The sequence below is a fragment of the Dietzia sp. SL131 genome, assembly GCF_026672565.1.
GTDB lineage: Bacteria > Actinomycetota > Actinomycetes > Mycobacteriales > Mycobacteriaceae > Dietzia > Dietzia kunjamensis.
In genome coordinates, this window is record NZ_JAPPRI010000003.1 from 447,952 (window position 1) to 469,574 (window position 21,623).

The window sequence follows — 21,623 nt, forward strand, 5'->3', positions numbered from 1 at the left end:
AGCGGTCCCGGGTGTCCGGTTGTCCCGGCGGTGAGGTGATGGTCTCCGGTAACCTGATTCTCGTCGTACGCCCCGTACGGCGGCAGGAGGATGAATCATGACGAGTCCGCAGAACCCTGACCGTGTCGGCGAGCATTCCGAGGAGCCCGCGGACAAGGCCCGGTACGACCACGACGACGCGGTCGCCGACGAGTGGGGTGACGAGTCCTTCCCGGCCAGTGATCCCCCCGGCGCGCTCTGAGTCAGCGCAGGATCTCGAACTGTTCGGACACCGCCCGCAGTGCACTCGCGCTGCGGGCGAACTGTTCGCGTTCGGTGGTGTCGAGCTCCAGCTCCACCACCCGCTGGACGCCGGTCCGCCCGATCACCGCGGGCACCCCGATGAAGATCCCGTCCTGGTCGTACTCGCCCCGCAGCAGGGTGGAGACCGGTAGCGAGACCTGCTCGTTGCGCAGCACCGCCCGGGTGATGCGGGCCAGCCCCATCCCGATGCCGTAGCTGGTGGACCCCTTCGAGTCGATGATCCGGTAGGCGGCGTCCCGGGTCTCGTCGAAGATCTGCGTCAGACGTTCCCGCTTGGCCGGGTCGCCCGCCAGGTCGCGGCGCAGCGGCACCCCGGAGACGTTGGCGGAGGAGAAGACCGGCAGCTCGGTGTCGCCGTGTTCCCCGATGATCGAGGCGTGCACGCTCATCGGTGCCACGTCGTAGTACTGGCCCAGCATGAACCGGAAGCGCGCCGAGTCGAGGATCGTGCCGGAGCCGATGACCTGCGCGGCGGGGAGCCCGGAGTAGCGCCACGACGCCTGGGTGAGGATGTCGACGGGATTGGTGGCCACCAGCAGGATGCCGTCGAACCCGGTCGCCATGACGTCACCGACGATGTTCTCGAACAGCGTCATGTTCTTGCCCACGAGGTCGATGCGGGTCTCGCCGGGTTTCTGGGCTGCGCCGGCGCAGATGACCACCATGGTGGCGTCGGTGCAGTCGGCATAGGTGCCCTCGGTGACGAGGGTGGGGGAGGGCGCCCACACGACCCCGTGGTTGAGGTCCATGACCTCTCCGAGGAGTTTGTCGTGGTCGATGTCGATGATGGTCAGATGGTCGGCCAGCCCCTGGTTGACGAGCGCGTAGGCGTAGGCGATACCCACGTCCCCGGCGCCGATGAGCACGATGCGATTCCCGACGGAGGCCTTCATGCCCGCAAGGGTAGAGGCGTGGGGTCGCCGCCCGGAGGGTATCGGAGGAACGTCGGTGGGCCCTGCCGTCCGGCTCGGCCCCGCTATCCGGCGGCGTCCAGTACGGCGCGGTGACGACGCTCGATGGTGATCCGGTCGTCGGCGTTGCGGGTGGCTTCGAGGGCGTCGTCACGGAGCTTCGTGGCGTGGTGGGTGAGGACCGCACGACGGTCGGGGTCATCGAGGACCTGCGTCGCGACGGCGAGGACGTCGAGAATCCTGATGCTGACCGCTGGCGCACCCGCACCGTACTGCCGCATCTGGTCGAACATCGTGGCGACGAGGCCGGCGAAGTCGGAGGTCGCCACGACGAGGCGGACCTCCCCGTCCCTGGCGTGCACCCCGGTCGGCCATTCCCTGTCCTCGAGGGTGCACAGGGCGTCCCCGAAGCGGTCCACGACGTCGACGGCGGTGAACGGGTCGTTGGTCCCGGGGCTCAGGGCACGCGTGCCCACCTCGGCGAGTAGACGGACGGCGTGCTCGACATCCTGGTCGCGGGTACGGGATTCACCGACCGTGAGGGCGGGCATGATGCCCTCGGGCAGGGTGGGGACGGCCTCGGCCACGGGGGAGTTCGGATAGAGATAGTCCCCGGGTCGCACGAGGAGCCGGATCGTCGTCCCGGTCTCGACGGCGAGTTCGACGAGCCGCCCGTGGTCGACGAGCTGCAGGTAGCCGCCCTTCTCCACGAGGAGAGTCTCCGCGTCCGCCCAGAACTCCTCCTCTGGTGGGGGCAGCACATCGCGGTCCGGATCCGTCAGTTCGGTGGCGGTGAGCAGGGAGGAACGTAGATCCGTGGTGAGGAGGTTCACGACGCGGGTGGTGTTGATCGACCCGGTGACGTGGCCGATGAAGTACACGAGTGCGCTGATGCACCCGAGCGCCAGGATGAGGGCGAGGGTGACGTTGTACTGGGGGACGAACGGGGTCCCCTCGTCGCCACCGGTGACCGTGCGGAGGCTGTAGAGGCTGAAGGCGAAGGTGGAGATGAAGACGCCCAGTGTGATCTGGTTGCCGCGGTCCTCGGTGAAGTTCTGGAGCAGGCGCGGCCCCATGGTGCCGGCGGCGTAGGAGAGGGCGGCGATGGTGATGGAGAAGACGGTGCCGCCGACGCCGATCGAGCTGCTCGCCACGGCGGCGAGGATGCTCCGGGAGCCCTCCACGCCGCCGCCGTAGATCCAGGAGGCCGCCTCGTCACTCGTGCCCGGGTTGGTGGACAACCACGCCCCCAGGTGGGCGAGGCCCAACGCGACGAGGGTCATCACGGCGGGGAGAAACCAGAAGCGCCGGCTGATCTGTCGGAGTCGGAAGCGTAGTCCGGCCATGGCTGTCCTCTCTGTGGTGGACACAGCGTAGCCGGTGGGTCCGACGGTGAAGCGCGTTCCGGCCTGTCGAACAGGTGTTCTTGCGCGATGTCGTACCCGTGGTGTTCACTGATCGCGTACTCGAAAAGCCATTCGATCAATGGTCTGTCCGGCGTGTCGGACCCGGTGGGAGGTGGGGATGATGGTAGTGGCGACGTCACCTGTCGACCTGTCCGGCCTCGGCCGGGAGGAGCGTGTCACGGAGCTGCGTCGCCGCCTGGCCGCGATGCCCGGCGGCGGTGCACCCGCCGCGGTTCGCGCCCAGGCCCCGGCAGGGCCGGCTTCGGTCGTCTCTGCGCCCTCTGCTCCGGCTGCCCCGGCTGCCCCCGTTGCCCCCGTTGCCCCCGCGGAAGCGGCGGAGATCGTGGTTCCCGGAGTCGCGGTTCCGGGGTCGGTGGCGCCCCTGTTGCCGGGTGGGGTGCTGCCCGCGGGCCGCGTCACGGCGGTGTCCGGCAGCGCCACCCTACGGGTGGGGTTGCTCGCCGCGGCCACGGCCGCCGGTGCCAGGTGTGCGGTGGTCGGATGGCCGGAGCTCGGCGTGGCCGCGGTGGCCGAGCAGGGAGGTCGACTGGACTGTCTGGCGCTGGTCCCGGATCCCGGCCCGGATCCCGCAGCGGTGGTGTCCGTCCTGCTCGACGGGCTGGACCTGGTCTTGCTGGGGCCTGGTGTGGCCCCGGTCGCCCCGTCCCGTGCGCGGGTGCTGGCGGGGCGGGTCCGAGCCGCTGGCGCGGTGTTGCTCGTGGGCGCCGGGTGGCCCGGGGCGGAGCTGACACTGGCGGGGCGGCACTGCCGCTACGGCGGACTGGGTGCGGGCGCGGGTCGGCTGGCCTCGGTCTCCACGGTGGTGCGCTGTTCCGGCCGGGCGGCACCCGCCCGGACCGCGGAATGGGTGGCGGCGGGATGAGCGCCCGGGTCATGGCGGTGTGGTGCCCGGACTGGCCGACGGTCGCGGCGGCACGGGCCGAGGGGCACGGGCTGCATCTTCCGTTGGCGGTCGTCGGGCCCCGGGGGGTGCTCGCGTGCAACGCCGTCGCCCGCGCGGTGGGGGTGCGTCGTGGTCTGCGCCGGCGTGAGGCGCAGTTCCGCTGTCCCGAACTCGTGGTGGTCGCGGCCGACCCGGCCCGGGACGCCGCGTGGTTCGAGCCCGTGGTGCAGGCGCTCGATGCCGTCGTCCCGGGTATCGAGGTGCTGCGCCCCGGACTGTTCGTGTTCTCCGCAGCGGGTGCCCTGCGCTTCCACGGTGGGGTCGAACAGGTCGTCACCCGCGTCGTCGACGCGGTGGCGGCCGCCGGCGCGGAGTGTCAGGTGGGCCTCGCGGACGAATTGCCCACGGCCGTGCTCGGGGCCCGCGGTTCGGCACTGCTGGAACCAGGTGGGGACGCTGACTACCTGGCCGGATTGCCTGTGGACGCACTCGTGGTGGAACCCGCGTTGGGGGACCCCGAGGTGCTGTCCGAGTTGGTCGGGTTGCTGCACTGCCTCGGCGTGCGGACGCTCGGCGACTTCGCCGCGCTACCGCCGCGTGATGTGGCCACCCGCTTCGGGGAGGGGGGTGCGGTGGCGCACCGTATCGCCCGCGCATCCCGTGGCGTCCGCCCTCGGTGTCCGCGGTGCCCACGGGGTCGGCGGTCGAGCACCGGTGCGACCCGCCACTGGAGCGTGTCGACGAGGCCGCGTTCCTCGGCCGGCGGCTGGCGGGGGAGTTGCACGCCGTGCTCGCCGCGTCCGGCGTCTCGTGCCTGCGTCTGTCCATCACCGCCCGGGTGGAGGGCGGTACGGAGGTCAACCGGGTGTGGCGGTGCTCATCGCCCCTCACCCCGGAGGGCACCGCCGATCGGCTCCGCTGGCAACTCGAGGGTTGGCTCACCGGGACCGCGATCGCCGGTGGGGCCGGGGGCGCGGTCACCGCCCTCGTCCTGGAACCGGTGGAGGTGGTCCCCGCCGGCCGCGTACAGGAGGGGCTCTGGGGCGAGGCCGGGCTCGCGGAGGCCCGCGTCCACCGCGCACTGGTGCGGGTCCAGGGTCTGCTCGGGCCCGAGGCGGTCCGTGTGCCCGTGGAAGTGGGTGGCCGCGGGCCGGCCGAGCGGGTGCGGTCACTGCCGTACGGTGACGCCCCGGCCGAGCCCGCCGCTCAGGGGCCGTGGCCGGGGGCGCTGCCCGCCCCCTCGCCGTCGGTGGTGTGGCCGGGGCCGGGCTACCGGTTGGAGATCCGCGAGAGCGGCGACCCGGGAGCCGCCGTCGCGGCGCGGGTGGCCCTCGTCAGGGGAGTCGTGCTGCGCAGTGCAGCCGGAGATGTCGTGGGGGTGACCCCGCGGGGTCTGCTCAGCGGCAGGCCTGCCGCGGTCGAGGTGGGCGGTCGCCGTTGCGCGCTGCTCGGCTGGTCACGGCCGTGGCCGATCGACGAGGCCTGGTGGGAGCCGACGCCCGACGGCGAGCCTCGCCGCCCTCGGGCCCGCATGCAGGTCGTCCCCGAGCGTGCGGCGGCATTGCTGCTCTGCGGCGTGCTCGGGGACGAACAGGGGAACTGGATCGTGGAAGGAGTCTACGAATGAGCCGTTCGCGGATGAGGCGCCCCCGGCGCGGCTCAGCGCTCGATGTCGACCACCAGGCGGGTCGGGTTCTGCAGCAGGAAGGCGGAGAATGCCCGGTCCGAGCCCTCGAGGCCGATCACGGACTGCGCCTGCCCCTCGAACTGTCCCGTGAACGCCACGCCCGCCACCCCGGTCGCGTCGTCGCCGGCCACGGTGCCCACGGGGACCTCCTCCATGCCGGTCTGGGTGGGCAGGACCTGGCCGCCGATCGTCACCTGCAGGAAGGAGTCGCCCGGCACTTCCACCGGAAAGCCGCTGCCCTGCTGGGCCGGGCTGTCCACATAGTCCACGGAATAGCTCGGGGTCCCGCGGCCGTCGAGTTCGAAGACCACACGGTCCTTGCCCTGGAAATTGCCCATGCGGATCTCGGATACCACCAGTTCTGCGCGTCCGGCGGCAGCGTCCGCCTCCTCGCGCTTGGGGGCGGAGTCCGTCGGGCCGGCGGTGGGGTCGGCGGCCTCGGTCTCCTCCGGCGCCAGAGCCTGCGCCAGGGCGGCCGGGGAGGATCCCGCAGTGGTCGTCTGGCTGGTGGCGGGGGCGTCGGTCGAGGTGTCGGCCCCGCAGCCCGCCATGGCCAGGGACGCGGCGGCGGTCAGGGCGGCGGCCGCTGCGAGGCGGCGATGTCGGGTACGCATGGCCCCAGCTTAAGTCCCTCTCATCACTTTTGTCCCACGAGGTGGCTACAGTTACACCACGTCGCGCGGTGGGGCACCATGGGGGCGTGTCAGTCATCGATCCCACCCCACTCACTGCCTGGTGTTCCCTCCAGTCGGCCGATGAGCCGCCCGCCGGTACCGCGGCCCACGAGGAATCGTGGGTCCTGTTGGAGGTTCCCGCGCGCTGGGGACGCGATATCTTCGACGGCGAAGCCCTGGGCGAGGAGCTGTCCGAGCGACTCAAGGAACATGTCTCGGCCTGCGGATCCCGGATGCTCTTCATCCGGCGCCCGGGCCGCGAGGGCCAACGCATCGACCGTCACCGTTTCTACCTGTGCGACACCAGGCCCGGCCGGCGGAGTATCCGGGTCGGCCGTGTCGACCGTCCCGCGGACATGCTCGACCTGGACCTCTCGCCCGGTGGGCACGTGGCGGGTACCCGCGAGATCTCGGCCCCGGTGCCGCTGGTGTGCACCCACGCCAAGCGTGACCAGTGCTGTGCGGTCCGGGGGCGTCCGGTCGTGGCCGAACTGGATGAGCTGGTCGGAGCCCGCCTGTCCGCGCTCGATCCGGACGCCGCGGTGTGGGAGTGCTCCCACACCGGCGGGCACCGCTTCGCCCCGGTCCTGCTGCTCCCCGGCACCGGCTACACCTACGGACCCGCGGAGGCGGATCTCGCGGCCCGCATCGTCGAGGCCGAACTGGACGGTCGGGTCGTCACCGAGCACCTGCGGGGTCGCAGCACGTGGGCGCCGGCCGGGCAGGTGGCAGAGGTCGCCGTCCGGGAGTCCGGCGTGGAGGCGGGGATCGACGATCTCATCGTCGACGTCGACCCGGATGACCCGCTCGTGGTCGTCGTCCGGCACACCGACGGACGCGCCTGGCGGGTCGAGGCAGGGAAGCGACCGCTCCCGCCACGCCAGCAGAGTTGCCGCAAGCCCGCCGGCGAGGCCTCGGCGTGGGTCGTGGAGTCCCTCACCCTGCTCTGAATCGACCCACCGACACCGGGCGGGTGAGCACCGGTGAACTGGTACCACGGACCCAGGACGTGGTCGGAACTCGAACGGGTGCTCTCCGGACGACCGGGCCCGCGAGGGGCCGAGAACCCGCACCCCGGCGACGGCAGCGACGCCCCCGCCTGGTCACGCAAGCGTGGCGGGTACACGGCCCCTCCGCGGGCCCGCGCCCGGGGGCGAGTGCCGTACGCGGAGCTGCACGCCCACACCGCGTTCAGCTTCCTCGACGGGGCCTCCTCTCCCGAGGCCATGGCCGAGGCGGCGGCGGAACTGGGGCTCACGGCGCTCGCGATCACCGACCACGACGGGTTGTACGGGGTCGTGCGCTTCGCCGAGGCCGCCTCCGAGCTGGGACTGGCCACGGTGTTCGGGGCGGAACTCTCGCTACCGGGCGGCGAGCACCTGCTGGTCCTGGCCAGGGGTGAGGAGGGCTACCGGCGGTTGTCGCGCTCGATCGCCCACGCCCACCTGCGGGGTGGGGCAAAGGGCGAACCGCGGTACGAGATGACCGAGCTCGCGGAGGCGGCCGGCGGTCACTGGTATGTGCTCACCGGCTGTCGTCGAGGCCGGGTCCGTCGGTCCCTGGAGCGCGGCGGGACGGGGGCGTCCGACTTCGACATCCCCGCTGCCGGTGCGGCCCTGGACCAGCTCGTCGAGCTGTTCGGTCAGGACAGGGTGGTCGTGGAGCTGACCTGTCACGGGGTTCCCGAGGACACGGAACGATGCGACGCGTTGGCGGGTCTCGCCGCGCAGGCGGGCCTGCCCGTCGTCGCGACCACCGCTGCCCACTGCGCCGGGCCGGAGGACGCGCGACTGGCCTCGGTCATGGCGGCGCTCGGTGCGCGCGACGCACTGGAGACCCACGCAGCGCACCTGCCCGCCGCGGGCGGGGCGCACCTGCGCTCGGGCGAGGAGATGACGGAACTGTTCGACCGCTGGCCCGATGCCGTGGCCGGGGCGGACAGGCTGGGCCGGGAGTGCGCGTTCGACCTCCGGCTCATCGCCCCGCAGCTACCTCCGTTCGACGTCCCCGAGGGTTACACCGAGGACACGATGCTCGCCGAGCTCGCCTACGCCGGCGCCGCCCGTCGCTACGGGACACGCGAAGAGGCCCCGGAGGCGTATGCGCAGATCGACCGCGAACTACAGGTGATCGCCGAACTGGGCTTTCCCGGGTACTTCCTCGTCGTCCACGACATCGTCGAGTTCTGCCACCGCGAGGGCATCCTCTGCCAGGGCCGCGGCTCGGCCGCCAACTCGGCGGTCTGCTACTCGCTGGGGATCACCAACGTCGACCCGGTGGGCGCCCAGCTGTTGTTCGAGCGGTTCCTGGCGCCGGAGCGAGACGGTCCGCCGGACATCGACGTGGACATCGAGTCGGGCCGTCGGGAGGAGGCCATCCAGTACGTCTACTCCCGGTACGGCCGGAACCACGCCGCCCAGGTCGCCAACGTCATCACCTACCGCGGACGATCGGCCGTGCGGGACGTGGCCCGGGCCCTGGGCTACTCCCCGGGGCAACAGGACGCGTGGTCGAAGAGCGTCGACCGGTGGTCGGGGTTGAAGAACCACGAGAGGGAGGCCACCGAGCACACCGTCCCGCCCGATGTGCTCGCGCTGGCACGGCGGCTCGTCGGACTGCCCCGCCACCTGGGGATCCACTCGGGAGGCATGGTGATCTGCGACCGCCCGGTGGCGGACGTGGTACCCGTCGAGTGGGCACGCATGCCGGGACGGACGGTCCTGCAGTGGGACAAGGACGACTGCGCGGCGGTCGGGCTGGTCAAGTTCGACATGCTGGGCCTGGGCATGCTCACCGCACTGCATCACGCCATCGACCTCGCGGCGGAACACAAGGATCTCGACGTGGACCTGGCCCGGTTGGACCTCGCGGACCCGAAGGTCTACGAGATGCTGTGCCTGGGCGACTCGGTGGGTGTGTTCCAGGTGGAGTCCCGCGCACAGATGGCCACCCTGCCCCGGCTCCGACCGCGGACGTTCTACGACCTGGTGGTCGAGGTGGCGCTCATCCGTCCCGGCCCCATCCAGGGCGGGTCCGTGCACCCCTACATCCGTCGCCGCAACGGCCGGGAGAAGGTGGTGTTCGACCACCCCGCGCTGGAGGAGGTGCTGGGACGCACGCTGGGGATCCCGCTGTTCCAGGAGCAGCTCATGCAGATCGCCACCGTCATCGCGGGCTTCACCGGAGCGGAAGCCGACCAGTTGCGCCGCGCGATGGGGTCCAAGCGGTCACCCGAACGGATGGCCCGACTGAAGGAACGGTTCTTCGACGGGATGCGCGACCTGCACGGGATCGGCACCAGCCCGCCCGGGACCCCGGTCACCGGGCCGGAGGTGGGGGAGCGGATCTGGGAGAAGATGTGCGCCTTCGCCAACTACGGCTTCCCCGAGAGCCACTCCCAGTCCTTCGCCGCCATCGTCTACTACTCCGCATGGTTCAAGTGCCACCACCCGGCGATCTTCTGCGCGGCGCTGCTGCGCAGCCAGCCCATGGGCTTCTACTCGCCGCAGTCGCTCGTCGCCGACGCCCGCCGGCACGGTGTCACCGTGCACCGCCCGTGCGTCAACCGCTCACTCGGTGGGGCCACCTGCGAGAACGATGGTGCCGAGGTGCGCCTCGGACTGGAGTCGGTCCGGGCGATCGGTGAGGACCTGGCCACCGCGATCGCCGATGAACGCGACACCCACGGCCCGTACACCTCCGCCGCCGACCTCGCCGGCCGCACCGGCCTGTCCGTCCGGCAGATGGAGGCACTCGCCACCGCCGGGGCGCTCGACTCGCTCGGCACCGGGGGCCGTCGGTCCGCCCTGTGGTCGGCGGCCACCGCGGCCCGCGAGAAGCCCGGCATGCTGCCCGGGCTCAGCCAGGTCGACGCCCCGGCCCTGCCCGGCATGAGCGTCCTCGAACTCACCTCCGCCGACCTGTCGGCCACCGGGATCAGCCCCGAGGAATACCCGACCGTCCACGCCCGGCCGTGGCTCGACTCCCGCGGCGTATGCACCACCGCCGGGCTCGCCCACGTCCCCGACGGCAGCCGCGTCGAGGTCGCCGGAGCCGTCACCCACCGTCAGCGTCCCGCCACCGCGGAGGGCGTGACCTTCCTCAGCCTCGAGGACGAGACGGGCATGACCAACGTCGTGTGCTCGGTGGGACTGTGGGCGCGATACCGGCCGATCGTCTCCGCGTCCCCGGCGCTCATCGTCCGCGGCACCGTGGAGAACCGCTCCGGCGCGGTCAGCGTGGTGGCGGACAAGATCGAACGCCTGCACCTGGGTATGGCCATCGGTCGCAGTCGGGACTTCCGGTGAGCCGCCCCCGGTCAGGCGGCCCGCGCCCTCGCGATCGCCCGCACACTGGCGACCGCGCACAGCGACCAGATGACGATCAGCACCATCACCGTGAACACACTCGCCGCATCCCAATCCAGGTAGAACGACCCCAGGGCGCACGTCGACAGCGGGTACGCCATCGCCCACCACCCCGGATTGAACGGCATGCGCGCCAGGAAGCCCCTGATCGTGGAGAACACCGCGTAAGCGCCCAGCCCGGCCCCCGCCACCAGCACCGAGGCGGCATAGGCCCGGGCGACACCCCCCAGGGTCGCGCCGAACAGCACCTGCGCGGCGGCCGCGGACTGACCCACGATCCCCAACGGGATCCACGTCGTGGTCGCCAACTCCACCGGGACGGGAGTCCGAAACCAGGCGTGGTGATACGTCCTGGCGATCACCGCGCCGCCCAGCACCAGGGCCAACACGAAGCACACCGAGCACGCGCCCACCAGAACCGACCGGACAGCCTCCGAATCGACGTGCCTGGACATCAGGCCCCCCGCACCCGCGGACACCATCGGCGGCACCACCGGCAACGCCCACGTCGGCAACGGATGGTCGGGACGGGCGGTGACCAGCCACACGGTGAACCTCAGCGCGGTGGCCAACCCCAGCACGGTCCCCGCAGCCCACAACGCCGCGTCCACCCCGAACGCGATGGTCGACAGCGCCGGCGCGCGGGCATCGACCACCACAAAGGACGCGGAGCCCACCGCGAGCAACCCCATCGAGACCATGCCCCACAGCGGCAGCATCGCCGCATCCCGGACCGAGGACGTCCACATGTCCGGGGCGCGCGCCACCGATCGCGCGAACCCCGCGCCGAGCCCCAGCAACAGAACCCAGCCCAGGATCACCATGACCACCGCGGCCGGCGCGAAACCCGGAACCCGCACCGCGTGGATCTGCAGGAGCGTCGCCAGACCACCGGTGCCCATCACGGCACCGAACCAGGCGGGGCCGGGCCCCGGGACGGACGGGGCCGCGGGCGCTGATCGCGGTCCCCGGCTCGTGGTCACCAGGACACTATGCCCGCACCTCGTCGTTGCCCGAAAATCCGGGGGGGACAACGACATCCGCCGCTCCGTCGCGCCCCGGCGAGCGACTGCCCGGATCCCCGACGCCCACGGGCACGACACCGTACGTTCGATCCCATGAGCGCCCCGACCGCCTCCCGTGGCCCCGATCCCGCCGCCCCGCTGGATGAACTGCGAGCCCGACTCGACACCGCGCGGATACTCACCGACCCGGACCTTCTGGAGGGCTACCGCCAGGACTGGGCCAAGGCCCCCGACCCGGGCCTGCCCCTGGCGGTGGTCCGGGCCCGCACCACCGAGGACGTGCAGGAGGTCCTGCGCTGGGCGAGCGCGCACGGCGTCCCCGTGGTCCCGCGGGGTGCAGGATCCGGCCTGTCCGGCGGCGCGACGGCGGTCGACGGCGGGATCGTGCTGTCCACCGAACTCATGCGCGACATCGACGTCGACCCCGTCACCCGGACGGCCACCGTCCAACCGGGGCTTTACAACGCCGAGGTCAAGCAGGCCGTCGCAGAGCACGGTCTCTGGTACCCGCCGGACCCGTCGTCCTACGAGATCTGCTCGATCGGCGGCAACATCGCCACCAACGCCGGGGGCCTGTGCTGCGTGAAATACGGGGTGACCACCGACTACGTCCTGGGGATGACGGTCGTGCTCGCCGACGGTACGGCGGTGCGCCTGGGCGGGCCGCGCCTCAAGGACACCGCCGGGCTGAGCCTGACCAAACTGTTCGTCGGCAGCGAGGGGACGCTGGGGATCGTCACCGAGATCATCCTCCGGCTGATCCCGGAGCAGCCGCCGCGCTCGACGGTGGTGGGGATCTTCCCCGACGTGGTCGCCTGCAGCGAGGCCGTGCTGGCCATCACCCGGCGGATCCGCCCGGCGATGCTCGAATTCATGGACACCGTCTCCATCCGGGCCGTCGAGGCGGACCTGCGGATGGGCCTGGACACCACGGCGGGGGCGATGCTCCTGGCCCAGTCCGACCTCACCGGCCCCGACCGCGCGGCCGAGACCGGGTTCATGGCCGAGGCGTTCCGCACCCACGGTGCGACCGACGTGTTCGCCACCGACGACCCCGACGAGGGTGAGCAGTTCACCATGGCCCGCCGGGCCGCGTTCACCAGCCTCGGCAAGACCGGCACCCTGCTGCTCGAGGACGTGGGCGTGCCCCTGCCCTCGCTTCCCGACCTGGTGGCCGGGATCGAGGAGATCTCCGCCCGCCGTGACATCCCGATCGCGCTGGTCGCGCACGCCGGGGACGGCAACACCCACCCCATCATCGTGCTGGAGGACGGCGACCCGGACCGGGCCGAGCGTGCCCGGATCGCGTTCGGCGAGGTGATGGACCTGGCGATCGGGATGGGCGGGACGATCACCGGTGAACACGGTGTCGGTCGGCTCAAGGCGCCGTGGCTGCCCGCCCAGCTGGGGGAGGACGTCATGGAGCTGAGCCGGCGCATCAAGTCCGCCCTCGACCCGCAGGGCATCCTCAACCCCGGGACGATGCTGTAGCGGCCGGGCGGGTCGGGCGGCCGGGCCGCCCCGGCTGCGCGGGCGACGCGAGCCGCGGGAATCAGGTCCGATCCCGGGGATCTCCCCGATGTGCGGCCCTCACCGGTCGGCGAGTATCGGGTCCATGGCCACCGACCGACTCAGCCTCCTGCTCTATCGGGCGTTGCTCCTGTCGACCGCGGCGATGGCGCTGGGTCTGGGGGTCGCCGCCGGGCTCGAGGCACCCACCATCACCCCGGAGTACCAACTCACCGCCTACTGGCGGGCCTACGGCCTGCTCGTCTTCGCCGCCCTGACCGGCTACCTGGGTGCCACCCCGCCCGGGGCCACCGTGCTGTGGGTGGTCGTGATCTTCCACAAGGCGTCCATGACCATGACCGCTGTGCTCCTGCTGCGCCACGACGTGACCGGGGCACCGGCCGCCGCCGCGGTCGACGGGGCGATCGTCCTGGCCACCCTCGTCGCACTCGGCCTGCGGTGGCCGGCCTCGCGGGCGGCCCACCCTGACCGCTCGGCGAACGCCACTGCTACCCGCACGAGAGCACCGGCCACCGTCCCCGACGCGGCGTGAGCGACCGCGGGCGGTGGGTCCGCCGCGGACCTCGTCGTCGTGGTCGGCTCAACCGTCGTCGTCGGATCCCGTCCCGGCGGTGACCCGGACGCGCACCGCGGCGGCCACCGGCGTCCCCACCTGGACGATGCGCCCGCCCAGGGACACCCCGATGATCCCCAACTCCACCTGGCGCGAGACCACCTCGACGGGCGAATCGGGGCGCAGGCCGATCTCCGCGAGGTGGCGCAGGACGGCGTTGTCGCGATCGGAGACCCGGGTCACGACACCTGTAGCGCCTTCCGGGGCCTGATCCAGCGGCACGTCCCCGAGGGGGTCGACCCGCCCGTCGCGCGTGGGGATGGGGTCACCGTGCGGGTCGCGGCGCGGGTGGTCGAGGAACTCGTCCAGGGCGTCGACGAACCGGTCCGACACCACGTGTTCGAGCGCGTCGGCCTCGGCGTGGACCTCGTCCCACGGGTAATCCAGGCACCGGGCCAGGAACGTCTCGATGATCCGGTGGCGGCGCACCATCGCCACCGCGAACGACCGCCCGGCCTCGGTGAGCTCGACGGGCGCGTAGGGGCGGTGCTCGGCCAGGCCCAGCGCGACGAGTCTACGGACGCCCTCTGTGACCGAGGAGGGAGACGCTCCGAGGCGCTCGGCCAACGCCCCGGAGGTCACGGGGTCGCCGCCGGCTCCCAGTGCGTGCGCGGCCATGAGGTAGGACTGGGTTGTCGGGGTGAGATCTGCGAGGTCTCGGGGGGGATCGACGGTCATGCGGGCATCATCCCTGATCGTCGTGACCGCGCGCTCGCCGCGGCCCGGGGGATCACCCCGCGACCGGGCGCGAACAACTGTGCTGCCGCGAAGATCACCGCCTGGGTGAGGACCACGACGGGACCGGGCGGGAGGTCGGCGTAGTAACCGACGTACAGGCCGACCACGCCACCGAGAAGTGCGACGACGACGGAGAGGATCATGGTCCCCCGCATGGTGTCGGCCAGCAATTGTGCGGTCGCGCCCGGGATGATGAGGGTCGCCACCACCAGGATCACACCGACCGACTGGACTCCCGCCACGGTAGCCGTGGCGAGGGTGGCCAGGAGGAGTGCGGTGAGCGCGCCGGTCCGCAGTCCCAGGGTGTGGGCGTGGAGGCGGTCGAACGCCACCATGATGAGGTCGCGACGGAATGCCAGCAGCACGATCACGGTGAACACCGACACCGCCAGCACCTGGTAGAGGTCGGAGTCACGGACTCCGAGCACGCTGCCGAACAGGATCGAGTGGAGATCACGCTGACTGGGGAAGCGGGCGATCAGGACCAGGCCGAGGGAGAACAGGGCCGTGAAGACGATGCCCATCGCGGCGTCCTCCCGGACCGTCCCGCTCCCGCGCACCGCTCCGATGAGCGTGACCGCCACCAGCGCCGCGATGAGCGCTCCGGCGGCGAACGGGATGCCCGTCATGCCGGCGATCACCACACCCGGGAGAACGGCGTGTGAGACCGCGTCGCCCATGAGAGACCAGCCCATGTGCACCAGCCAGCAGCTCAGCAACGCCCCGGCGATCCCTGACGCCGTCACCACCAGGAGCGCGCGGCGCATGAACTCGTACGTCATTGGTTCGACGATCAGGTCGATCACGGTAGGGCCCCCTCAGTGGTCGCGACGCGCTCGGTGGGATCCGGCACGCGGGCGCCGAGCAGGGTGGTCAGTATCTGCGGAGTGGTGGTCTCGTCGACCGGGCCGTGCGCCACGAGCCGGACGTTGAGCAGTGCGACCGAGTCGGCGAGTTGTGCGATGGTACCCAGGTGGTGCGTGGAGACCAGTGCTGCCCGCCCTGAGGCGGCGAGTTGGCGCAGCACGTCGATGTACACCGACTCGCTGCCGGCGTCCATGCCGTTGAACGGCTCGTCGAGCAGGAGGAGTTCGGCCTCCTGGGCCAGGCAGCGCGCGAGCAGCACCCTGCGTCTCTGGCCGCCCGAGAGTTCGCCGATTCGCCGACCGGCGATCGCGGACAGTCCGACCCGGTCCAGCGCGTCGTCGACGGCCAGGCGGTCGACGGTGGACGGGCGGCGCCACGGACCGGTGAAGCGTCGGCGGCCCTGCATGACCACTTCTGCCCCGGTCACGGGGAAACGCTCGTCGATGCCGTCGGACTGGGGGACGGCCGCCACCCGCCCCGTGCGCAGGGCGAGCGCCACGGGGGCGTCCAGGATGCGGACCGTCCCGCTGCTCGGAGTGACCAGGCCCAGGATCGCCTGGATCAGGGTTGATTTTCCCGACCCGTTCGGGCCGAGCAACACGGTGATCTCCCCGCGGGGGACGGACAACGAGACCGAGTCGAGTGCGCGGACCTGGCCGCGATCGACGGTGAGGTCCGTGACCTCGATGGCCGGCGGGCCCGCGGACGTGGCCGAGGGCTGCGGCTGTACGGTCACGACGCCAACTCCCGGGTGATCGTCTCGAGGTTGTGGTCGAGCAGGTCCAGGTAGGTGGGCACCGGACCGGAGGGGGTGGAGAGGGAATCGACGTAGAGCATCCCGGCTAGTCGGCTGCCGGTCTCTGCCGCAACCTGTTCCATGGCTGCGCCGGAGACCGTCGACTCGCAGAAGACGGCGGGGATATCACGCCCGCGCACCTCCTCGATCATGCTCGTGACCTGCCGCGGCAGCCCCTGGTTCTCGCTGTTGACCGACCACAGATATAGCTCGTCCAGGCCTATGTCTCTGGTCAGATACGAGAACGCGCCCTCACAGGTCGTCAACACCCGGCGTTGCTCGGGCACGGAAACCACGGCCGTCCGGGCGCGGCTGGCCAGGTCGACGAGGTCGGCCACGTAGTCCTCGGCGCGGGCCGTGTAGGCGGCGGCACCGTCCGGGTCGAGGTCAGCGAGTGCCCGGGCGATCGCCCGGATGTATTTCGCGCCCTCGACGGGCGACATCCACGCGTGGGGATTGGGGCGTCCGGTGTACTTGCCGGAGCGGACGGGCAGGGGATCGACTTCGCTCGAGGTGATCACGTGCCGGGCGTCGGTCCCGTCGATGAACCGCAACAGCCAGTCGTCCATGCCAAGCCCGTTGCTCACGATGAGGTCGGCGTCCTCGACCCGCTTGAGGTCGTTGACTCCCGGCTCGTACAAGTGCACGTTCGCACCGGCGGTCGTCACGGACTCCACGCGGACCCGATCGCCTCCGATACGGCGCGCCATGTCGGCGAGGATCGTGAAGGTCGTGGCCACGACCACCCGGTCCCCCGGACCTGCGGACCGTCGGCCGTCGTCCGTGAATGCCACTTCGTCACTGGTGTCGGTCCTCACGGACGTACACGCGGACGTCGCGAGGACGACCAGCAGGGCGAGAGTGAAGACGGGAACGACGGCGGTGCGGCATGTGCGCGGGCCGCCCTCTTTACGGTTCACTGCTGGACAAAAGTTAAGCATGGCGAAATCTTAAATCATGGCGCCGGAAATACCACACTGTCGACGTAATCCTGTTGCCGCCACGCCTCGTAGACCACCACCGCGGCCGCGTTGGAGAGATTCATCGAGCGCCGGCCCGCCAGCATGGGGATGCGCACCCTCGCCGTCACCCGCGCGTCGGCCAGGACGTCGTCGGCCAAGCCGGTGGGCTCGGGACCGAAGAGCACCACGTCACCGGGCGTGAACCGCACCTCGGACAGCGAGAGTTCGGCATGAGCGGTGAACGCCCACACCCGGGCGGGGAGGAGTCGCGCATATGCGGCCTCCAGGTCCTCGTGGACCTCCACGTGGGCGAGGTCGTGGTAGTCGAGACCCGCTCGGCGCAGTTGCGGCTCGGACAGGTCGAAGCCCAGGGGGCCGGCCAGATGCAGTTCACAGCCCGCGCCCGCCGCCATCCGGATCGCGTTTCCGGTGTTGGGCGGGATGCGGGGCCGGTCGAACAACACGCGTACGCCCGCTCCGGTCATAGCGGACATTCTCGCAGTGCGCTGCGGCCGCGGCGACGCCGAGTGGGATACTGGCACCCGTGACCGCGATCAAGCTGGACGGCAAGCTCACCCGCGACGAGATCGTCGCCGACCTCACCACCCGCGTTGCTGCGCTGCGGGACAAGGGTGTCACCCCAGGACTGGGTACCGTCCTCGTCGGCGACGACCCGGGCAGCCGCTCCTACGTCAAGATGAAGCACCGCGACTGCGAACAGGTGGGCATCTCCTCCATCCGGCGTGATCTGCCCGTAGAGACCACGCAGGCGGAACTCGAGGCCGTGATCGACGAACTCAATGCCGACCCCGCGTGCACCGGCTACATCGTGCAGCTGCCGCTTCCCGAGCACCTGGACGAGAACGCGGTCCTCGAGCGGATCGACCCGGCCAAGGACGCGGACGGACTCCACCCGGTCAACCTCGGCCGGCTGGTCCTGGGCGAGCCGGCGCCGCTGCCGTGTACCCCCAACGGGTGCATCGCCCTGCTCCGCCGGTTCGGGGTCGAGTTGAACGGTGCGCACGTCGTGGTGATCGGCCGCGGCGTCACCGTCGGTCGGCCGATCGGGCTCATGCTCACCCGGCGCAGCGAGAACGCCACCGTCACCCTGTGCCACACCGGCACCCGCGACCTGGCCGCCGAGACCCGGCGCGCCGACGTGATCGTGGCCGCCGCCGGCGTGGCGCACATGCTCACCGCCGACATGGTCAAGCCCGGTTCGGCGATCCTTGACGTGGGCGTGTCCCGGCTCGACGGCAAACTCGCCGGCGACGTCCACCCCGACGTGTGGGACGTGGCGGGTGCCGTGTCGCCGAACCCGGGCGGAGTCGGCCCGCTGACCAGAGCGTTTCTTCTGACCAACGTGGTCGAGCGCTGCGAGCGGCTCGCCGCCGACGCCTGAGACGCCCGTGACCCATCCCGCCCCCGGCTGGTCCCGGCCCTCCGGTAGCCAGCCCGCCGGCAACGAGGCCACCGACACCCAAGCGACCGACGCCCGTCCGCGCCGGGCCCGCCCGGCGCGCCTGAGGTGGTCGCAGCTCCGGGCCCAGTGGCCACTCGCCCTGGTCGTGGTCGGGCTCGCGGTGGCGCTGGGGTTCGTGATGTTCGAGCGGTGGCGCCGCGGGGCCTTCCTGCTGGGGCTTGTGGCGCTGGCCGCGGCGGTCCTGCGCGGCGTGGTCCCGGAGCACCGCGCCCGCTTGCTCGGGGTCCGTGGGAAGGGCTTCGACGTGGCGTTCTACTCGGCGATCGGCGTGGTCGTGCTGTGGCTGTCGATCTCGATCGACGCCCTCGGGACTGGCTGAGGGCGAGTCCGCGCTCGATCGGGCTCGTCGCGCGGGGCCCCGCTGGGTCAGCGAAGCCGCAGAGGAACGCCCTCGCGGACGTGCTCCCGAATGCTGTCCGACGCGAGCAGATAGCCCATCGTCACCAGGACCAGCAGGGAGAAGATGCTTCCCACCACGGAGATGAACGTGAGGCTGTCCAGCACGACTCGTGCCAGTGAGTTCGCAGCCAGGAGCGCCACCGCCGCCCCGAGGACCACCCGGGACCAACGGTGGGCCCGCCACAGGAGCACGCCGCCGACGATCAGCAGTATGCCCAGGGCAGATGAGGACACGGCGGTCACAGCCATCGGCCGGTACCGGGTGATGTCGTTGCCGCCGCTGGCGGTTGCGGTGATACCCAGGAGGGTGGCGAACCCGACGGCCACCCCGATGGCCCCGAATCCCACGGCGAGACCCGCAAGTCCGAGGGCGGCAGGCCGGGGGGTGCGATCGAATTCGGTCATACGTGTCCTCGTGTCCGGTCCGTGGATCCCTGCTCGGCGAGTTCCAGGGTCCGCTGAAGCATCGGTCCCACCACGTCGGATTCGGTGAGGAACCCGTCGTGGCCGGCCGGGCTGTCGATCACCACGAGTGGGTCGGCAGCCGGGAGCAGCGCCGCCAACTCTCGCTGCTGCCGTAGGGGGTAGAGCCGGTCGGTGGTGACCCCGCCGATCACGCACGGGACCGGGCACGACCGCAGCGCTTCCTCGACGCCACCGCGGCCCAGGCCCACGTCGTGCCGGTTCAGGGCGTCGGTGAGCAGGACGTACGAGCAGGCGTCGAACCGTGAGACGAGCTTGCCGGCCTGATGGTCGAGGTAGGACTGGACGGCGAACCTTCCGGACATCGACAGGTCCTCACCGCGGGGATCCTCCCCGGGCTGCGGGCGGTTGGAGAACCGCTCGTCCAGTTCCTGCTCGCCCCGGTAGGACAGGTGAGCGATGCGCCGGGCGATGCCCAGCCCGGTGACCGGGGTGCGGCCGGTGCCGTGATAGCCGCCCTGCTGCCAGTGCGGGTCGGAGGTGACGGCCATGATCTGCGCGGTCTGCACCCCGATCTGGTCCGCGGAGGCGCGGGCGCCGACGGCCAGCACGCACGCCGCGCGCACGCGGTCAGGGTAGGAGACCATCCACTCCAGGGTCCGGGCGCCGCCCATGGACCCGCCGATCACGGCGGCCCACCGTTCGACGCCCAGCAGGTCGGCCATCACCCGCTCCGCCTCGACCATGTCGCGTACGGAGACGGCCGGGAACCGGGCACCCCAGTAGTGACCGTCGGGGTGGAGCGAGCTCGGGCCCGTCGAGCCGCGGCAGCCGCCCAGCACGTTGACGGACAGGACGCAGTAGCGGTCGGTGTCCAGCGGCAACCCGGGCCCGACGAGCCCGTTCCACCACCCTGGGGTGGGGTGCAGGGAGTCGACCGAACCCACGAGGTGGGAGTCCCCGGTGAGCGCGTGCTCGACCAGGACGATGTTGGACAGGTCGTCCGCGATCCTGCCCCACCGCTGCACGGCGAGCGTCACCCCCGGGATGACGACACCCGTGACCAGGGTCAGATCGCCGATGGCGAGGTGGCCGAGGGTGCCGTCGCCCGGGGGCAGCAGCGCGAGTGGATCGGAGGACCGGATCATGCGGACGGTCCCTCAGTCGAGCGCGGCGAAACCGAGCACGAGGTCGGCGAGGATGTCCTCGACGGCCTCGATGCCCACCGACAGGCGGACGGTCGCCAGGGTGACCCCGGCGATCGCGTTGCCCTCTGCGGTGCCCTGGGAGTGGGTGGTGGTGGCGGGGTGGGAGACCAGCGAGCGGACGTCGCCGATGTTGACCAGGCAGGAGTGCAGCTTGAGCGCGTCGATGAACTTCCACGACTGCGCCTTGACGTCCTCGTCGGACGCGCCCTCCGGGACCGCGAGGTCGAAGGTGACGATCGCGCCGGCACCCTTGGGCGACAGCTTCTTCTGCAGCTCCTTGTACGGTGACGAGGCCAGGCCCGCGTACTGCACCTTGGACACGTCCTGGCGAGCCTCGAGCCACTCGGCGATCCGCTGCGCGTTGGACACGTGCCGCTCGACCCGGAGGCTGAGGGTGTCGATGCCCTGGACCAGGGTCCACGCGTTGAACGGCGAGGCCGCGGCGCCGGTGTCGCGCAGGAGCGTGACGCGGGCCTTGAGCGCGAGGGCGGGTGCACCGAGGTCGGCGTAGACCAGGCCGTGGTAGGCCGGGTCGGGCGTCGTGAAGGACGGGAAGACGTCCTGACCGTCGCGCTGGACGCGCCAGTCGAACTTGCCGCCGTCGACCAGGACGCCGCCGAGCGAGGACCCGTGGCCGCCGAGGTACTTGGTGGCGGAGGAGACCACGACGTCCGCACCCAGCTCGAGCGGGCGGATGAGGTACGGGGTGGCCACGGTGTTGTCGATAACGAGCGGCACCTGGTTGCGGTGCGCGACCTCGGCGATGGCCGGGATGTCCAGGATGTCGTTGAGCGGGTTGGAGATGGACTCGCCGTAGAACAGCTTGGTGTTGGGCCGGACCGCCGCCTGCCAGGAGGCGGGGTCGTCCGGGTTCTCCACGAACGTGGTCTCGATGCCGTACTTGGGCAGCGTGTGCCGGAGCAGCGTGTCGGTGCCGCCGTAGAGGCGGGGGGAGGCCACCACGTGCCCGCCCGACTGGGCGATCGCCTGGATGGCGGCGGTCTCGGCCGCCTGGCCGGAGGCGAACAGCAGCCCGGCGACGCCACCCTCGAGGGAGGCGATCCGGTCCTCGGCCGCGGCGACCGTCGGGTTGGTGATCCGGGTGTAGATGGGACCCATCTCGGCGAGGGCGAACCGGTCGGCGGCCTGCTTGGCGTCGGCGAAGACGAACGAGGTGGTCTGGTAGATCGGCAGGTTGCGTGCCCCGGTGTCGGAGTCCACGGGCTGACCGGCGTGGACCTGGCGGGTCTCGAAGGCCCAGTCGGGGTTGGTGTTGTCGTAGGTCATAGGGGCGGAGCCCCTCCTCTCGTCAGAAGGGTCCGACCGC

The 21,623-nt window shown here is 71.5% G+C and carries 20 protein-coding genes and 1 pseudogene; 9 read left to right on the top strand and 12 right to left on the bottom strand.

The window, feature by feature from the left end:
* Window positions 1-97: 97 nt before the first annotated feature.
* Window positions 98-241 carry a hypothetical protein gene (locus OVA21_RS02785; RefSeq protein ID WP_167457923.1) on the top strand — a complete coding sequence of 48 codons (144 nt, stop codon included), beginning with the start codon at window positions 98-100 and terminating at the stop codon, window positions 239-241.
* A gap of 1 nt (window position 242) precedes the next feature.
* On the opposite strand, the gene OVA21_RS02790 is transcribed toward OVA21_RS02785, so the two are convergent.
* Both OVA21_RS02790 and OVA21_RS02795 read right to left on the bottom strand, forming a co-directional pair.
* Window positions 243-1,196, bottom strand: a complete 954-nt coding sequence (locus OVA21_RS02790) for an L-lactate dehydrogenase (RefSeq protein ID WP_096905915.1) — start codon at window positions 1,194-1,196, stop codon at window positions 243-245.
* 83 nt (window positions 1,197-1,279) lie between these two features.
* Window positions 1,280-2,560 carry a DUF2254 domain-containing protein gene (locus OVA21_RS02795; protein ID WP_096905914.1) on the bottom strand — a complete coding sequence of 427 codons (1,281 nt, stop codon included), beginning with the start codon at window positions 2,558-2,560 and terminating at the stop codon, window positions 1,280-1,282.
* 181 nt (window positions 2,561-2,741) lie between these two features.
* On the opposite strand from OVA21_RS02795, the gene OVA21_RS02800 reads away from it, so the two are divergent.
* Window positions 2,742-3,503 (top strand): hypothetical protein, encoded by a 762-nt coding sequence (locus tag OVA21_RS02800; RefSeq protein ID WP_227022330.1) that lies wholly within the window; start codon window positions 2,742-2,744, stop codon window positions 3,501-3,503.
* Window positions 3,500-5,151 (top strand): annotated as a pseudogene (locus OVA21_RS02805) (DNA polymerase Y family protein). Before OVA21_RS02800 ends, OVA21_RS02805 begins: the two are co-directional and overlap by 4 nt.
* Window positions 5,152-5,183: 32 nt before the next feature.
* Here OVA21_RS02805 and OVA21_RS02810 read toward each other — a convergent pair.
* Window positions 5,184-5,825: an AMIN-like domain-containing (lipo)protein gene (locus OVA21_RS02810; RefSeq protein WP_067712563.1), complete on the bottom strand. Its 642-nt coding sequence runs from the start codon at window positions 5,823-5,825 to the stop codon at window positions 5,184-5,186.
* A gap of 86 nt (window positions 5,826-5,911) precedes the next feature.
* Here OVA21_RS02810 and OVA21_RS02815 point away from each other — a divergent pair, with 86 nt between their 5' ends.
* Window positions 5,912-6,835 (top strand): sucrase ferredoxin, encoded by a 924-nt coding sequence (locus OVA21_RS02815; protein WP_067712561.1) that lies wholly within the window; start codon window positions 5,912-5,914, stop codon window positions 6,833-6,835.
* Window positions 6,836-6,868: 33 nt separating this feature from the next.
* Window positions 6,869-10,192, top strand: a complete 3,324-nt coding sequence (locus OVA21_RS02820; protein ID WP_181694303.1) for an error-prone DNA polymerase — start codon at window positions 6,869-6,871, stop codon at window positions 10,190-10,192.
* An 11-nt stretch (window positions 10,193-10,203) separates the two neighbouring features.
* Here OVA21_RS02820 and OVA21_RS02825 read toward each other — a convergent pair whose 3' ends face one another.
* The gene (locus OVA21_RS02825) at window positions 10,204-11,235 is read right to left on the bottom strand and encodes a C4-dicarboxylate ABC transporter (protein ID WP_200841548.1); all 1,032 of its coding nucleotides are present in this window, start codon (window positions 11,233-11,235) and stop codon (window positions 10,204-10,206) included.
* 135 nt (window positions 11,236-11,370) lie between these two features.
* Here OVA21_RS02825 and OVA21_RS02830 point away from each other — a divergent pair, with 135 nt between their 5' ends.
* A complete protein-coding gene (locus OVA21_RS02830; RefSeq protein ID WP_181694304.1) occupies window positions 11,371-12,768 on the top strand; it encodes an FAD-binding oxidoreductase in 1,398 nt (465 codons plus the stop codon).
* A 124-nt stretch (window positions 12,769-12,892) separates the two neighbouring features.
* Window positions 12,893-13,339: a hypothetical protein gene (locus OVA21_RS02835; RefSeq protein ID WP_119192265.1), complete on the top strand. Its 447-nt coding sequence runs from the start codon at window positions 12,893-12,895 to the stop codon at window positions 13,337-13,339.
* 48 nt (window positions 13,340-13,387) lie between these two features.
* On the opposite strand, the gene OVA21_RS02840 is transcribed toward OVA21_RS02835, so the two are convergent.
* The 5 genes from OVA21_RS02840 to OVA21_RS02860 form a co-directional block, all read right to left on the bottom strand.
* A complete protein-coding gene (locus OVA21_RS02840) occupies window positions 13,388-14,098 on the bottom strand; it encodes a metal-dependent transcriptional regulator (protein WP_119192266.1) in 711 nt (236 codons plus the stop codon).
* Complete coding sequence (locus OVA21_RS02845) at window positions 14,095-14,964, bottom strand: metal ABC transporter permease (RefSeq protein ID WP_067712535.1); 870 nt, start codon at window positions 14,962-14,964, stop codon at window positions 14,095-14,097. Before OVA21_RS02845 ends, OVA21_RS02840 begins: the two co-directional genes overlap by 4 nt.
* A complete protein-coding gene (locus OVA21_RS02850; protein ID WP_067712533.1) occupies window positions 14,961-15,761 on the bottom strand; it encodes a metal ABC transporter ATP-binding protein in 801 nt (266 codons plus the stop codon). Before OVA21_RS02850 ends, OVA21_RS02845 begins: the two co-directional genes overlap by 4 nt.
* Window positions 15,758-16,615, bottom strand: a complete 858-nt coding sequence (locus tag OVA21_RS02855) for a metal ABC transporter solute-binding protein, Zn/Mn family (RefSeq protein ID WP_253695953.1) — start codon at window positions 16,613-16,615, stop codon at window positions 15,758-15,760. Before OVA21_RS02855 ends, OVA21_RS02850 begins: the two co-directional genes overlap by 4 nt.
* Before the next feature lie 161 nt (window positions 16,616-16,776).
* Window positions 16,777-17,268 carry a tRNA (cytidine(34)-2'-O)-methyltransferase gene (locus OVA21_RS02860; protein ID WP_067712531.1) on the bottom strand — a complete coding sequence of 164 codons (492 nt, stop codon included), beginning with the start codon at window positions 17,266-17,268 and terminating at the stop codon, window positions 16,777-16,779.
* Between the two features lie 59 nt (window positions 17,269-17,327).
* Between OVA21_RS02860 and OVA21_RS02865 the strand changes: the two genes are divergently transcribed.
* The gene (locus OVA21_RS02865) at window positions 17,328-18,185 is read left to right on the top strand and encodes a bifunctional methylenetetrahydrofolate dehydrogenase/methenyltetrahydrofolate cyclohydrolase (RefSeq protein WP_067712529.1); all 858 of its coding nucleotides are present in this window, start codon (window positions 17,328-17,330) and stop codon (window positions 18,183-18,185) included.
* Between the two features lie 7 nt (window positions 18,186-18,192).
* A complete protein-coding gene (locus OVA21_RS02870; protein WP_082923698.1) occupies window positions 18,193-18,585 on the top strand; it encodes a DUF3017 domain-containing protein in 393 nt (130 codons plus the stop codon).
* Between the two features lie 47 nt (window positions 18,586-18,632).
* Here the strand turns inward: OVA21_RS02870 and OVA21_RS02875 are convergent, their stop codons facing one another.
* From OVA21_RS02875 to OVA21_RS02885, 3 genes are read right to left on the bottom strand one after another with little or no spacing between them, the layout of a single operon-like run.
* On the bottom strand, window positions 18,633-19,070 hold the full coding sequence (locus OVA21_RS02875; protein WP_119192267.1) for a hypothetical protein: 438 nt from the start codon (window positions 19,068-19,070) through the stop codon (window positions 18,633-18,635).
* Window positions 19,067-20,236: a homoserine O-acetyltransferase MetX gene (gene metX / locus OVA21_RS02880; protein ID WP_067712524.1), complete on the bottom strand. Its 1,170-nt coding sequence runs from the start codon at window positions 20,234-20,236 to the stop codon at window positions 19,067-19,069. Before metX ends, OVA21_RS02875 begins: the two co-directional genes overlap by 4 nt.
* A 12-nt stretch (window positions 20,237-20,248) precedes the next feature.
* Window positions 20,249-21,583, bottom strand: coding sequence for an O-acetylhomoserine aminocarboxypropyltransferase/cysteine synthase family protein (locus tag OVA21_RS02885; RefSeq protein ID WP_067712522.1), 1,335 nt, complete (start codon window positions 21,581-21,583; stop codon window positions 20,249-20,251).
* Window positions 21,584-21,623 lie beyond the last annotated feature (40 nt).

Coding starts and splice junctions, on each gene's coding strand:
- OVA21_RS02785 (WP_167457923.1), top strand. CDS start 98: ATGACGAGTCCGCAGAACCCTGACCGTGTCGGCGAGCATTCCGAGGAG.
- OVA21_RS02840 (WP_119192266.1), bottom strand. CDS start 14,098: ATGACCGTCGATCCCCCCCGAGACCTCGCAGATCTCACCCCGACAACC.
- OVA21_RS02830 (WP_181694304.1), top strand. CDS start 11,371: ATGAGCGCCCCGACCGCCTCCCGTGGCCCCGATCCCGCCGCCCCGCTG.
- OVA21_RS02885 (WP_067712522.1), bottom strand. CDS start 21,583: ATGACCTACGACAACACCAACCCCGACTGGGCCTTCGAGACCCGCCAG.
- OVA21_RS02875 (WP_119192267.1), bottom strand. CDS start 19,070: ATGACCGAATTCGATCGCACCCCCCGGCCTGCCGCCCTCGGACTTGCG.
- OVA21_RS02835 (WP_119192265.1), top strand. CDS start 12,893: ATGGCCACCGACCGACTCAGCCTCCTGCTCTATCGGGCGTTGCTCCTG.
- OVA21_RS02795 (WP_096905914.1), bottom strand. CDS start 2,560: ATGGCCGGACTACGCTTCCGACTCCGACAGATCAGCCGGCGCTTCTGG.
- OVA21_RS02860 (WP_067712531.1), bottom strand. CDS start 17,268: ATGACCGGAGCGGGCGTACGCGTGTTGTTCGACCGGCCCCGCATCCCG.
- metX (WP_067712524.1), bottom strand. CDS start 20,236: ATGATCCGGTCCTCCGATCCACTCGCGCTGCTGCCCCCGGGCGACGGC.
- OVA21_RS02790 (WP_096905915.1), bottom strand. CDS start 1,196: ATGAAGGCCTCCGTCGGGAATCGCATCGTGCTCATCGGCGCCGGGGAC.
- OVA21_RS02810 (WP_067712563.1), bottom strand. CDS start 5,825: ATGCGTACCCGACATCGCCGCCTCGCAGCGGCCGCCGCCCTGACCGCC.
- OVA21_RS02800 (WP_227022330.1), top strand. CDS start 2,742: ATGGTAGTGGCGACGTCACCTGTCGACCTGTCCGGCCTCGGCCGGGAG.